Genomic DNA, 12,161 nt, shown 5'->3' on the forward strand with positions numbered 1-12,161 from the left:
TGAGTTGTAACAAAATTTAAATTTTTATAAAATAGTTCATAAGACGTAGGTTTGTTCAAGCAGAGGGGGCGGAGAAATTGAAACAAAAGATTCCATCTGAATACGTTGCTGCAAAGCTGAATGACTGGTACAACGCCATTCGGAAAAATCTGGTCGCCGCCAGTGAATCATTAAAAGCCGACATTTTAAATGATTTTCAAGACATGGAAGAAAATCAGGATGTGTTGCTTTATTACTCGCTGCTTGAATTCAGGCATAATCTGATGCTCAGCTATCTGAAACCTGAAAAGACAGAAAATATAGAAAAAAACCTTCGCGATTTAGAGGAAAAAGAAGACCAAATGACAGGTTTATTAAACTATTATTTTTGGTTTTTTAAAGGGATGTACGAATTTAAACAAAAGCAATTCGTCAAGGCGATCGGCTGCTATAAAGTGGCTGAACAAAAAGTGAGTGCACTGGAAGACGAGGTTGAAAAAGCGGAATTTTTTTACAAACTCGCGGAAATTTATTACTACATCAATCAGAGATACCTCTCTATCAACTATGCGACAATGGCGTCTGATATTTTCAACAAATATGAAACATTAAAAGAAAAAAAGATCTTTTGCGATTTTATTATTGCCGGCAATTGGGTCGAATCGATGAAATACAAAGATGCACTGGCGAGTCTGGCCAATGCTTTAGAAGATGCAAAGCAAATCGAGAACAGCCATTTAACGGCATCCGCTCATTTTAATTTAGGGAATTGCTACTTTTATCAAGGATCGTATCGCGAAGCCTCTGATCATATGGACAGCGCACTCTCCATCTTTGAACAGGAATGTTCATCATATGTACCAAAGGTTCTGTATAATTTGATGTATGTCCGTCTCAAGCAGGAAAACCATGGCGATGCTTCTGAATATTATGAAAAAGGGATCAAGAGTGCGGCATCGCTCGGTGATGAAGAACATGCGGCAAAGCTTCATATTTTGCATAGCCTGTATTTAGACGGTGGAGACCGGGAAGCCGTGGAAAGCGGATTTCATTATTTGGAGTCAAAACATTTGTATGCAACCGTAGAAGAACTGGCATTAGACGCGGCTCAATATTATAATCAAATTGAGCGGCTGAAAGATTCCATTTTTTATTATGAAAAGGGTGCTCAGGCAAGACGAAAAATTCAAAGGGGAGATGCATTATGAAAGCTAAGCTGTTGTTCGTCGTGTTGTCATTGGCTGCGGTGGTTGCGTCTGCGAATCTTTGGTCAGAAAGCGGCAATAGCCCTTCGCTTTATGCTGACAAAATGATTACGACTTCAGATGAGGCAAGGGTCTAAACCGTACATGCAGTTCTTTGAAAATGAGACAGCCCGGACAGCAAACGAGTGGCGCATGTTTATTGCGGCTTCGACGTTTTTAATACTGTGCACGGCGGGATTTTGGTTTTTCGAGCCAGCCATTCATTTAGAAGACATGGTGCTGCACATTTTTGATGCTGTCATCATCTGTGTGCTGATCGCAAACGCTTTTTATTTCCTTCGGAGAAACAAAGGGATCGCATTTGTGTCCATTTTGCTGGGATTGGTCAATCTTGTCATGCTGGCCGCTCTGATCATCCAGTAAATCGGCCGCCTTGCGATTATCAGTTAAAGGACGGGCGGCGAAACATCCATGATTTCCCCGAAGCGCCGCCTCACCCATTTGCAATCTATCTGTGGAAAACGATCATTTTACCAGACGAATGAACTACACGGTGGGTATGTTCCGAAAACTGTTTTTCCTTCATTAGATGTTTCCCTTTCTCTTTCGCTTCCTCCTCATTCAGCGCTTCAAAACGTTCATTCAGCAAGGTTTCCCCAGACGGATCAAAAACGGTTACATAATAGCTTTCCATTTATATTCTCCTTTCGCAAAAAAAGATGTATTTGTTTAAAATTATATAAAAATCAAAAAAATCCTTTTTTTCATTGCATGACTAACGTATCATTGTAACTTGGAAGGAGGAGTTTTTTAATGCTTAAAATCGATCACGTGACAAAAAAGTTCGGTTCTTTTACGGCGGTTAACGATCTCACGCTTGATATTCCCGAGAAGCAAATGTTCGGACTGCTCGGTGCAAACGGCGCTGGAAAAACGACAACATTTCGTATGATTCTGGGCCTTTTGAATGCGACAGAGGGTGCGGTGACATGGAAAGGGAAGCCGATTAACTATGGAGTGACTAACAGCATCGGCTATTTGCCGGAAGAACGCGGACTGTACCCGAAGCTGAAAGTAAAGGATCAGCTCGTATACCTCGGCCGCCTCAAAGGCATGACAAAACAGGATGTGCTCAAGGAAATGGACAAATGGCTGGAAGAGTTCCATATTACAGAATATGCGGATAAAAAGGTTGAAGAGCTTTCAAAAGGAAACCAGCAAAAAATTCAATTCATCACGGCTGTTTTGCACAAGCCCGAGCTTTTGATTCTCGATGAGCCGTTCAGCGGGCTCGATCCTGTCAATGTCGATCTTTTAAAAGACGCGGTTGTTTCCTTGAAGAACGCCGGCACTTCAATTGTCTTTTCAAGCCACAGGATGGAGCATGTTGAAGAGCTCTGTGAGCACGTCTGCATTTTGCAGCGCGGAACACCAGTCGTCCAAGGAAAATTAAAAGAAATCAAACGCTCTTTTGGCAAAAAGAATGTCACGATTCATTCAGATGATGATTTAAGTTTCTTAAAAGAAACGGACGGCATCACGAAATGGAGAGAGACCGCGGAAGGCATCAGACTGCAAATCGAGAATGAGGAAATTTCCCAGCAGCTGTTTTCAATACTGCAGGGGCGCGGGTTTATCCGAAAGTTTGAACTTGAAGAGCCTTCTTTGCATGATATTTTCATTGAAAAGGTAGGTGCCCGTTATGAATAAGTTTTGGATTGTGCTTTTTCATACATACATAAGCAAGCTGAAAACGAAATCGTTTATCATCTCGACTGCGATTACGCTTGCACTTGTCATGGTTGTCACAAATTTGGGCTCAATTATTTCTCTGTTTGACAATGAAGAAGGCGAACCGGATAAAATCGCCGTCATTGACGAATCGAATCAGCTGTATGAACCATTTTCCCAGCAGGTGAAGGCGATAGACAAGGATCATGAGCTGGAGCTGAAAAAAGCGGAAAAGTCTGAAAAATATCTCGAAAAAGCTGTAAGAGATGAAGAGCTTGCCGGGATTTTGATCTTAGCCAAGGGTGAAAAAGGCGGGCTGACAGGGACGTATAAAGCGCTTGATATTGCCGATTCAACGGCTGTTTCCACGATTGAACAGGCGCTCTCACAAACGAAAATCGCCGTCGGAACGGCTGAATTAAATGTGCCGCAGGAAAAGCTGAACGAGCTTTTTACACCGGTTAAAGTCAAAAGCGTCGCTTTAAAAGAAGGGGCCAAAACAGAAGAAGAGCTTCAAAAGGCGTCAGTCCTAGTATATATTGTGTTGTTTGTCATTTATATTTCTGTGATCATGTATGCTTCAATGATTGCGACTGAAGTGGCGACTGAAAAATCGTCCCGTGTCATGGAGATTTTAATTTCAAGCGTAGCGCCCGTCCAGCAAATGTTTGCCAAGCTGCTCGGCATCGCTTTATTGGGGCTTACACAGCTCGCTGTTCTGTTTCTCGCAGGCTATCTCTCTCTGCAGTCAAGCCAAGAGAAAGCCGGTGGAGCTGCTGAGCAGATTAAAGGATTTTTGGATTTTTCCGGCGTTCCCGTATCAACGCTTGTCTATGGCGTGATTTTCTTAGCGCTCGGCTATTTCCTTTATGCAACGCTTGCGGCATTTCTCGGCAGCATTGTCAGTCGGATTGAAGATGTCCAGCAGACGATTTCACCGATGATCTTTTTGGTCGTCGCCGGATTTGTGATCGCGATGGTGGGGTTGAATACCCCTGATGCGCCATTTATTACGGTCACTTCATTCATTCCGTTCTTTGCGCCGATGATTATGTTCCTGAGAGTCGGCATGCTTGATATCCCGTTTTGGGAAGCGGCCCTCGGCATCGGCATCACCGCTGCAACCATTATCATTCTCGCCATCATCGGAGCGAGAGTGTATAAAGGCGGCGTTCTTATGTACGGCACTGGAGGCGGACTGAAAAACATCAAACAGGCGCTTCGTCTGTCAAAAGACAAATAAATGAGAAAAAGAGAAAAGCAGCTTGAAAGAAAAGCTGCTTTTTTCAGATAGATCAATAGAACGTGCATTCGCCTGGAAGCCATGATAAAATGAGGGCAGACATGTTTTAGGAAAAGGAGCAGAAGATTGACAAACCTAACCTTCATTCATGCGGCCGACCTCCATCTGGACAGTCCGTTTCACGGCATCAGCCGGCTTCCCGAAAGGATATACCGGCGGATTAAAAACAGTACATTTACAAGCGCCGCGAATGTGTTCCAGATTGCTATCGATGAACAGGCGGATTTCATTTTACTGGCCGGAGACCTTTTCGATGAAGCAAACCGCAGCTTAAAAGCGCAAATGTTTTTGCGAAAACAGTTTTTAAGGCTTCAGGAAAACGGCATCCACGCTTATGTGATTTTCGGAAACCATGATCATTTGGGCGGGGAGTGGACGCCGATTGAATGGTCGGACAATGTTCATATGTTCTCCTCGGAAGATGTTGAGGAGAAATCATTTTACAAGGACGGCCGGCTTCAAGCGAGCATCTATGGATACAGCTATCCTGAACGGTCGGTATTTGAGAACAAGGCTTCCGAAATGAAAAGAACGACGGACGCCCCTCTCCATATCGGCATGATTCACGGGACCCTTTCAGGTGAAAGCGGCCATGATCCGTACTGCCCTTTTTCCCTGCAAGATGTAAAAAACGGTGAAATGGATTATTGGGCGCTCGGCCATATTCATAAAAGACAGGTCATTTCAGCCGAACATCCGGCGGTGATTTATTCCGGAAACACACAATCCCGCCATATGAAAGAAACCGGCGAGAAAGGCTGCTATCTCGTCAAAGCCCGTGAAGGCGAACTGTCTTTTGAATTTAAAGCCGCCTCAGATGTCCTTTGGGAAACGATTGACATCGACGTATCGGAAACACGGCATTTAACTGACTTAATCAATCGCATCGAAGACGTTTTTCAATCTTTCAGAAACAAAGGGAAGCCCGTTTTCATCAAAGCCGTACTGACTGGAGAAGCGCCTCATTATTTGGCTGACGGAGCGTCGGTCATGACAGAAGAGCTGCTTGACACCTTTCACGAGGAAGAGCAGGAAAAAGAAGCATTCATCTGGCTTGCCGCTGTCGAAGATCGTACTGAAAGCGGTATGACGGGAATAGAAAATGATGCGTTCTTTCAGGAGCTGACCCGTGAAATCAATGAGTTTCAAGAATTCGGCCTGATTCTTGACGATTTAAAGCGGCACCCCGTCTTCAGAAGGTACGGAGAGCGGTTTAGTGAAGAGGATTTGCACGACATTCGCCTTCAGGCGGAAAAGGTCCTGCTTCATGAGCTGAAGACAATCAGAAGATAAGGGAGGATACGGGGTGAATATTCACGCTATACATATATACGGATACGGAAAGTTTGTGAACCAGACATTTCGCCTGTCACCTGCTGCCAACCTTCACTTAATCTATGGGCTGAATGAAGCCGGGAAAACGACGCTCATGTCATTTATAGAAAGCATGCTGTTCGGTTTTCCGAAAACAAAAAGGTATGAACCGAAGACAGGCGGCATTTACGGAGGAATGCTCGAAGCCCGGCATCCTGAATTGGGCAATATCCGCATCGAACGGATCGCGGGAAAACCTGAACGGGTAAACGTTTTTTTAGAAGACGGAAGCACCCGGTCAGAGGACTTTTTAAAACAGCTGTTGTCTAACATCGACAGGCGGCTGTACAAGGCGATTTACTCGTTTGATGTATTCGGGCTTCAGGAAATTCACAAATTTAACCGTGATCAAATCGGCCGGTTTTTGCTTTTCTCCAGTCTATTCGGATCAGATGCCATTTCGAAGATGGATGCCGGCCTGACGAAAAGGCAGGAAGAGCTGTTTAAACCGAACGGGCGAAAGCCAGAGCTCAACCAGGAGCTAGAACAATTAAAAAGGCTTTCAGAAGAGCTGAAAAAGGCTAAAGCGCGTGAAGGCGATTATCATCATATACTGAGCGGAAAAAAAGCGGTTGAGTTGTCCATGAAGGAGAACGAACAGCTGCTCAAAGACCTCGGCCATTACATCTCGCAGATTGAACGGGCGATCGAGATTCATCCGCTGAAGGAGGAAGAACGGCAGCTGGCCGCACAGCTTGATGCAGAAGGCGGCGCCTTGGAAAATGCCTTCCCTGAGGCAGGGCTTTTTGAACTTGAAAAGTACGAATCTCATCTTCATCCGAAAATGGCTCAGCTGAAGGCGCTGGAAGAAAAAAGATGCGATTTGGCAAAGCAGGCGGAAGCTCTTGCACCATCGGAAGGTCATTTGCAGTATGAAGCGCAAATTGAAGAGCTGCTGTCAGAGTATCCGCTTTACCAATCATACATAGAGAAAATCATGACGCTGGCCGATCAGCTGAAACAAACGGATGAAAGGATTCAGGCGGGGATGGCCCGGCTGAAAATTGCAAGCGAAGCGGAGATACTCAAGGCGGACACCACCTACGAATACGAGTGGAGGCTGCAGGAGTCGGTTCAGGCTTTTCTCCGATTGCGCGAGCAGAAACGGGAGCTTGATGAACGCTTTGAACAGGCGAGGACTGATCTTGAAGAAGCGGAACAAGCTTATGCCGACGTTGCAAACGAGGTGTTGCCGGACGACATTCGCAAACAAAAAGAGGAGGCGCTGAGCCGAATGGCAGCCGCCGGCGGACAATCGGTAAAACGGGAAGAGCTGCTCGGCCAGCTGTCAGTTCTGAAGCGTGAACAAAAAGTGCGGGCGAAAAAAAGGAAAGCTTTAGCTGCCGGGGCGCTTTTAGCAGCTATTGCCGGAAGTCTGGGGGCGCTGTTTTTGCAAGAGTGGCTTCCAGCTGTTTTTATCGTCCCTGTTTCGCTCCTGTTGCTGCTCTTTGCTTTGAAGAAGCCGGAGCCGTCTTCTGTTGCGGTATTCATTCAAAAACAGCTTGAAGACGCAGAACGCAGCGCCGAAGAAAGCGGATCTGAACTGAATACCTTAAGAGAAGAACTGTGGCGAGATGATCAAAACAGACAGCTCTTCATCGCAAAACAGGCTGAGCTCCGGCAGAAGGAAGCGGACTACGAAAGGGCGATTCGGAAATTCGAAGAATGGGAAAAGGACATGTATCCTTATCAGGAACAGACAGACCGCTATTTAAAAGAGCTGAACGTGTCAATTGACCCGTCTTTTTTATCTGACGCTTATGCCTTGATCAAAGATCTTAAAACGGAAATAACAAAAATGAGGGAAATGAAAGATGAGCGAAGCCGCCTCCAATCAAAAAGGACATCATTTGAAGAGCGCTCAAGCCAGCTTGCCTCACTCCTTCACCATCCTGAAGGAAGCGTACAGGAGCTGATGTTCAAGCTGAAAAGCGGGCTTGAATCAGAAAAAGAAAAACTTCGGAAGAAACAGGAAGCGGATTTGTCCCTTAAGCACACAGAAGAACAAATAAAAGAATTGGCGAGAGAAGCGGAGTATTTTAAATCGCAAATCGCGGCCTTGTATAAAAAGGCCGGAGCAGACGGCCGAGATACGTTTATCGAGCTGGCAAAGCGCGATCAAATCAGAAAGGAATTGAAAACAAGGCTAGGCCGGATCAAAGCAGAACTCGGCAAAAAAGATGAGAAGGCCATCATGCTCGCAGCGAACCATGCTCTTGTCGATCTTGAAGAGAAGCTGGCCGAGGCCAAAGAAAAAAAAGACCGGACAGACAAGCTTTTGAAAGAGGAGAGGGAAAAAGCTGCGGTGCTTTTGGCTGAACAGCACAGGCTGGAGGAATCCGGCACGGTATCCGAGCTTGTCCACAAGGTGGAAATGCAAAAAGAGCAAGTCGCTCTGCTTGCCAAAAAGTGGGCTTCTGTTAAGCTGGTCAGGCAGGCGGTTAAAAACAGGATAGAAGATCATAAGAAGGTTCGGCTTCCGAAGCTTTTACAAACGGCCGAATCTCTATTAAAGCCGTTAACAGGCGGACGTTATGAAAAAATTTATTTTTCTGAAACAGATGACTCCATCATGGTGTTGAGAAGAGACGGCGCTGTTTTTCATGCTCATGAGCTGTCCCAGGCGACCTGTGAACAGCTTTATTTAGCGATACGCTTTGCGCTTGCTCTGTCCCACCAAAAGGGGATCAAGCTGCCTTTTCAGCTTGATGACAGCTTTGTTCACTTTGATCATGAAAGGTTCAAACAAGTGCTGGACATTTTAAAACAGCTTTCAGGCGAAGATCAGCAAATATTATATTTTACCTGTCATGAACATGTGAGGAAGGCTTTTTGCGAGGAAGAGGTGATACAGCTTTCACCACTCTTGAAGGAGATGGAAAAATAAGGTTAAACTAGGTCTGTGCTATAATGATTTTATGTATGAAAACGGAGGGAGCTTTATAATGGCAAAAGGTATATTGTTGCATGAAGTTGGCGAGCAGGTGGATATGTATTTGCTCATCAAATCGTCAACAAAAGGGATCGCAAGCAACGGAAAACCGTTTTTAACACTGATGCTGCAGGATCAGTCAGGAGATATTGAAGCAAAGCTTTGGGACGCTAAACAGCATGATGAAACGACCTATGGACCGCAGACGATCGTCAAAGTGGTCGGGGACATTCATCATTACCGCGGACGGAACCAGCTGAAGCTGAGGAATATCAGACCTGCGGGCGAACATGAAAATGTTCAAATCGACGATTTTTTGGAGACCGCTCCGATCCCGAAGAATGAAATGATGGAAATGGTCACCCAATATATTTTTGAAATGAAAAATCCGAATATACAGCGAATCACGAGACACCTCGTCAAAAAATACGGGAATGAATTCATCGACTTTCCGGCCGCGACGAAAAATCATCATGAGTTCGTATCAGGACTGGCTTACCACGTTGTCTCCATGCTGCAGCTGGCCAAATCGGTCGCAGATTTGTATCTGGCGCTTGATCGTGATCTTTTGTATGCCGGTGTCATCCTGCACGATCTTGGTAAGGTCAAAGAGCTTTCCGGCCCGGTGTCAACCACTTATACCGTTGAAGGGAATCTACTCGGCCATATTTCGATCATGGTGACGGAGATCTCAAAAGCCGCTGAAGAGCTTCAAATCGACTCCGAAGAAGTGCTTATTCTTCAGCATTTGATTTTAAGCCATCACGGCAAGCCTGAATGGGGGAGCCCGAAGCCGCCGATGGTCAAAGAGGCGGAAGTCCTTCATTATATCGACAATCTTGACGCGAAAATCAATATGATGGACAGAGCGCTCGAACGGGTCAAGCCAGGGGAGTACACTGAGCGCGTGTTTGCTTTGGATAACCGTTCCTTCTACAAGCCTGTTTTTCATAAATAAACGTCATAACTTGTCTCCCTTTTGCATAATGTCTGATATACAGCTTTTTGAAAAAGGGGGAAAAGCCGTGCTGCTGTTTCCGTGGTGGGTCTACCTTTGTATTGTCGGTATCATATTCAGCGCCTATAAGCTGATGACGACGGCAAAGGAAGAAGAAAAGATCGATCAGGCTTTTATAGAAAAAGAAGGCCGCATTTATATCGAGCGGATGGAAAAGGAAAAAGAAAGGCGAATGAAACGTTCTGTCGATGAAAAAGACGAACAGTGTGAGAATTCAGCGGAAAACAACCATTCTATTGCATAAAAAAAGCTGTCCGGCCCCGTAAAAGGGGAGGACAGCTTTTTTGCTGAAATCAGCTGCTGCTTGTCTGTGACTGAGACTGTTCAACCTGTTTTTTCAGGTCTTTGTCTTTTACTTTTAAATCAGCGTCTTTCACAAGCTTGTCAATAACAGACTGGAGCTCAGTTTGATTATTTTGTTTTTGTTCTTTGACTTGCTTTTTCAAGTCTTTTTTCATGTCTTCGTATTTGCCGCGTTCTTCGGTTTTCTTAATGATGTGGTATCCGTAGTCAGTTTTAACCGGATCGCTGACTTCACCTGTTTTTAAAGCGAAAGCGGCTTTGCTGAACGCTTCATCCATTTCGCCTTCTTTGGCAAACCAGCCGAGATCTCCGCCTTTTTCAGCGGTGCCGTCAGTTGAATACTCTTTTGCAAGGTCTTCAAATTTTTCGCCTTTTTTCAGTTTTTTCTCAACTTCCTCCGCGGTTTTCTTTTCTTTTACAAGAATATGGCTTGCGCGGATTTTGCCTTTTAAGCTGTCATAATATTCTTTTACGTCATCATCGGTTACTTTTATGTTATCCTTTGCGGCTTTTTTCATCAGGAGCTCATATTTAATCTGATCCTTGACGTAGCCTTCGCCTTTCTGGTCGATGAGCGCATCAAGCTGGTCTCCCGCTGTTTTTTTGTACTCGTTCAGCTTTTTGTCGATTTCTTTGTCGGAGACGTCGTATTTATCATCGAGCACTTTTTGTTGAACAAGCATGTTCAGCGCGTCCGTTCCGGCATTTTCTTTTAGAACATTATAAAGCTCTTCTTTTGTTACATTTCCAGCTTTAGTTTCAGCAACAACTTCAGAATCTCCCCCGCTGCACGCGCTGAGAGCCAAAACGCTTGTCGCCGTAATCGCCGCAATTGCAATCTTCTTCATAAATGCTAACACTCCTAATCGTTACAGTTTAAACTTCCTTTGAATTGTATCATATCATATTCTGACATGCTGTAAAAAGATTTTCAACAGAGGGGCATCCGTCTAGTCAAATTTCTTTCCCGGTCATACAAATATAGTGATCAAGAAAAGGAGGTCAATAACATGAGCGGAGGATACTCAAGCGGTTTTGCTTTATTGGTCGTGTTATTTATTTTGTTAATCATCGTTGGTGCAGCTTATCTGTACTAAAACCTAGAAAATAGGGAAAGAACCGCTTTTTTCAGGCGGTTCTTTTCTTTTGTGTGAAGAGCCTAATCGTTTCATGACATTCGTGCATACACTAATGTAACGACTGGGACAGAGGAGGTGTCAATATGGGCGACGGTTACGCAGGAGGTTTTGCTGGCGGCTTTGCACTGCTGGTGGTTCTGTTCATTTTATTAATTATTATTGGTGCTTCTTGGATATGCTAATAAACAAAAGGATAGCTGCCGTATCATAACCGGCAGCTATCCTTTTTCTTTACACCGTGAAGGAAATTTCAATAAATGATGAGATCAATAAAATCAAGATCAGCACGTTGATCATTCTGAATACCTTATCCTGCCGTTCTTCAGGAATCTCTCTGACAAGGCATAAAGAGTTTGTAAGCTTGTTTATGTTGAACACAGTAAAGACCGCGAACAAGATGAAATAAAAAAGGATAATAGGAGATCCCCCTCTCTCTGTTTATACTCCATACTACATTACCAAATATTTATTAAAAAAGATAGAAAATAGACTGAAAAAAAGGGATTTTCCAAGTGTCAGTCTCCCTTTATTTTTGAATTAAAATATCGAAATCATCGGCTTCTTGATCTACAAAGCAATTCTTCGGCGCTTTGACCAATTTCCAGGCAAACAAAAAGTCCGGCAGACAATAACCAAAATGGATGCTGGAAATGATGCAGAAATAGTGGGCAAAGCTTGGCATCACGGCCCCCGCATAGAAAAAAACGGGTGTAATGATGAGGAATGGGCATAGAAGAGAAACAAGCATCGTATTTTTCGGTATTTCTCTCCATGTTCTCATTTTCAGCCAAAATATCTTTTTTTCTATTCTTTTCTTACTGATTATCGGTAAAATGTGAAGGATTTTATGTGCGATAATCGCCGCCAATAAAAGCCCGGCAAACAAAAGAGCATGGTCGCCTCTCTGAACGGTTTGCGGATGGATAAGCTGCATAGCCAAATATTCGGGAATAAAAAATAAAATCATTAAACTGATGGCAGTAAGCCCAATGCGCATGCCTCCATAATCTCTAATCAGATTGATGGTTTTCCAGCAACTCATACGTAACATCCTTCCGTTTCAAAAAAATGATATATGAAATCCTCAGAATAATTTACTCCTCTGCATGAGAAAAATCAATGCTTTTTCGAAAAAAATTTCGTTATTTTACAAAGAATTTAGAGGACCCTAAAAGGA

At 44.1% G+C, this 12,161-nt stretch carries 15 protein-coding genes; 11 read left to right on the forward strand and 4 right to left on the reverse strand.

Annotation, left to right across the window (positions count from 1 at the left end):
- Positions 1–77 precede the first annotated feature (77 nt).
- Genes BTA30_RS12655 through BTA30_RS12660 form a run of 3 tightly spaced genes read left to right on the forward strand, consistent with a single transcriptional unit; the run spans position 78 to position 1,607 of the window.
- Complete coding sequence (locus BTA30_RS12655; RefSeq protein WP_076761672.1) at positions 78–1,187, forward strand: Rap family tetratricopeptide repeat protein; 1,110 nt, start codon at positions 78–80, stop codon at positions 1,185–1,187.
- Complete coding sequence (locus BTA30_RS23405; RefSeq protein WP_164470244.1) at positions 1,184–1,321, forward strand: hypothetical protein; 138 nt, start codon at positions 1,184–1,186, stop codon at positions 1,319–1,321. The genes BTA30_RS12655 and BTA30_RS23405 overlap by 4 nt, the downstream gene beginning before the upstream one ends.
- 7 nt (positions 1,322–1,328) lie before the next feature.
- Positions 1,329–1,607: a hypothetical protein gene (locus BTA30_RS12660; protein ID WP_076761673.1), complete on the forward strand. Its 279-nt coding sequence runs from the start codon at positions 1,329–1,331 to the stop codon at positions 1,605–1,607.
- 85 nt (positions 1,608–1,692) lie between these two features.
- Here BTA30_RS12660 and BTA30_RS12665 read toward each other — a convergent pair whose 3' ends face one another.
- Positions 1,693–1,878 carry a YhzD family protein gene (locus tag BTA30_RS12665; RefSeq protein ID WP_076761674.1) on the reverse strand — a complete coding sequence of 62 codons (186 nt, stop codon included), beginning with the start codon at positions 1,876–1,878 and terminating at the stop codon, positions 1,693–1,695.
- A 119-nt stretch (positions 1,879–1,997) separates the two neighbouring features.
- Here BTA30_RS12665 and BTA30_RS12670 point away from each other — a divergent pair, with 119 nt between their 5' ends.
- The 6 genes from BTA30_RS12670 (at position 1,998) to BTA30_RS12695 (ending at position 9,786) form a co-directional block, all read left to right on the forward strand.
- On the forward strand, positions 1,998–2,894 hold the full coding sequence (locus BTA30_RS12670) for an ABC transporter ATP-binding protein (protein ID WP_076761675.1): 897 nt from the start codon (positions 1,998–2,000) through the stop codon (positions 2,892–2,894).
- Positions 2,887–4,158 (forward strand): ABC transporter permease, encoded by a 1,272-nt coding sequence (locus BTA30_RS12675; RefSeq protein WP_076761676.1) that lies wholly within the window; start codon positions 2,887–2,889, stop codon positions 4,156–4,158. Before BTA30_RS12670 ends, BTA30_RS12675 begins: the two co-directional genes overlap by 8 nt.
- Positions 4,159–4,284: 126 nt before the next feature.
- Complete coding sequence (locus BTA30_RS12680; RefSeq protein WP_076761677.1) at positions 4,285–5,511, forward strand: metallophosphoesterase family protein; 1,227 nt, start codon at positions 4,285–4,287, stop codon at positions 5,509–5,511.
- A gap of 13 nt (positions 5,512–5,524) precedes the next feature.
- Complete coding sequence (locus tag BTA30_RS12685; protein ID WP_076761678.1) at positions 5,525–8,479, forward strand: ATP-binding protein; 2,955 nt, start codon at positions 5,525–5,527, stop codon at positions 8,477–8,479.
- Between the two features lie 58 nt (positions 8,480–8,537).
- Entirely contained in the window at positions 8,538–9,482 is a 945-nt protein-coding gene (gene yhaM, locus BTA30_RS12690) for a 3'-5' exoribonuclease YhaM (protein ID WP_076761679.1), read from the forward strand.
- 67 nt (positions 9,483–9,549) lie between these two features.
- On the forward strand, positions 9,550–9,786 hold the full coding sequence (locus BTA30_RS12695) for a sporulation YhaL family protein (RefSeq protein ID WP_076761680.1): 237 nt from the start codon (positions 9,550–9,552) through the stop codon (positions 9,784–9,786).
- 49 nt (positions 9,787–9,835) lie between these two features.
- On the opposite strand, the gene BTA30_RS12700 is transcribed toward BTA30_RS12695, so the two are convergent.
- Positions 9,836–10,693: a peptidylprolyl isomerase gene (locus BTA30_RS12700; protein WP_076761681.1), complete on the reverse strand. Its 858-nt coding sequence runs from the start codon at positions 10,691–10,693 to the stop codon at positions 9,836–9,838.
- Positions 10,694–10,855: 162 nt separating this feature from the next.
- On the opposite strand from BTA30_RS12700, the gene BTA30_RS12705 reads away from it, so the two are divergent.
- The gene (locus BTA30_RS12705; protein ID WP_003180245.1) at positions 10,856–10,942 is read left to right on the forward strand and encodes a YjcZ family sporulation protein; all 87 of its coding nucleotides are present in this window, start codon (positions 10,856–10,858) and stop codon (positions 10,940–10,942) included.
- Between the two features lie 125 nt (positions 10,943–11,067).
- Entirely contained in the window at positions 11,068–11,166 is a 99-nt protein-coding gene (locus tag BTA30_RS12710) for a YjcZ family sporulation protein (protein WP_003180247.1), read from the forward strand.
- Positions 11,167–11,215: 49 nt separating this feature from the next.
- On the opposite strand, the gene BTA30_RS12715 is transcribed toward BTA30_RS12710, so the two are convergent.
- Both BTA30_RS12715 and BTA30_RS12720 read right to left on the reverse strand, forming a co-directional pair.
- Positions 11,216–11,401 carry a hypothetical protein gene (locus BTA30_RS12715; protein ID WP_395948168.1) on the reverse strand — a complete coding sequence of 62 codons (186 nt, stop codon included), beginning with the start codon at positions 11,399–11,401 and terminating at the stop codon, positions 11,216–11,218.
- 109 nt (positions 11,402–11,510) lie between these two features.
- Positions 11,511–12,026, reverse strand: a complete 516-nt coding sequence (locus BTA30_RS12720; RefSeq protein WP_076761682.1) for a DUF3267 domain-containing protein — start codon at positions 12,024–12,026, stop codon at positions 11,511–11,513.
- Positions 12,027–12,161: the final 135 nt, after the last annotated feature.

Origin of the sequence: Bacillus swezeyi, from assembly GCF_001969815.1 — a bacterium.
In the GTDB taxonomy this organism is placed as follows: Bacteria; Bacillota; Bacilli; order Bacillales; family Bacillaceae; genus Bacillus; species Bacillus swezeyi.

Bases quoted from the DNA above. Each gene is read 5' to 3' on its own strand.
- BTA30_RS23405 (WP_164470244.1), top strand. From the start codon at position 1,184: ATGAAAGCTAAGCTGTTGTTCGTCGTGTTGTCATTGGCTGCGGTGGTT.
- BTA30_RS12660 (WP_076761673.1), top strand. From the start codon at position 1,329: ATGCAGTTCTTTGAAAATGAGACAGCCCGGACAGCAAACGAGTGGCGC.
- BTA30_RS12665 (WP_076761674.1), bottom strand. From the start codon at position 1,878: ATGGAAAGCTATTATGTAACCGTTTTTGATCCGTCTGGGGAAACCTTG.
- BTA30_RS12670 (WP_076761675.1), top strand. From the start codon at position 1,998: ATGCTTAAAATCGATCACGTGACAAAAAAGTTCGGTTCTTTTACGGCG.
- BTA30_RS12675 (WP_076761676.1), top strand. From the start codon at position 2,887: ATGAATAAGTTTTGGATTGTGCTTTTTCATACATACATAAGCAAGCTG.
- yhaM (WP_076761679.1), top strand. From the start codon at position 8,538: ATGGCAAAAGGTATATTGTTGCATGAAGTTGGCGAGCAGGTGGATATG.
- BTA30_RS12700 (WP_076761681.1), bottom strand. From the start codon at position 10,693: ATGAAGAAGATTGCAATTGCGGCGATTACGGCGACAAGCGTTTTGGCT.
- BTA30_RS12705 (WP_003180245.1), top strand. From the start codon at position 10,856: ATGAGCGGAGGATACTCAAGCGGTTTTGCTTTATTGGTCGTGTTATTT.
- BTA30_RS12710 (WP_003180247.1), top strand. From the start codon at position 11,068: ATGGGCGACGGTTACGCAGGAGGTTTTGCTGGCGGCTTTGCACTGCTG.
- BTA30_RS12720 (WP_076761682.1), bottom strand. From the start codon at position 12,026: ATGAGTTGCTGGAAAACCATCAATCTGATTAGAGATTATGGAGGCATG.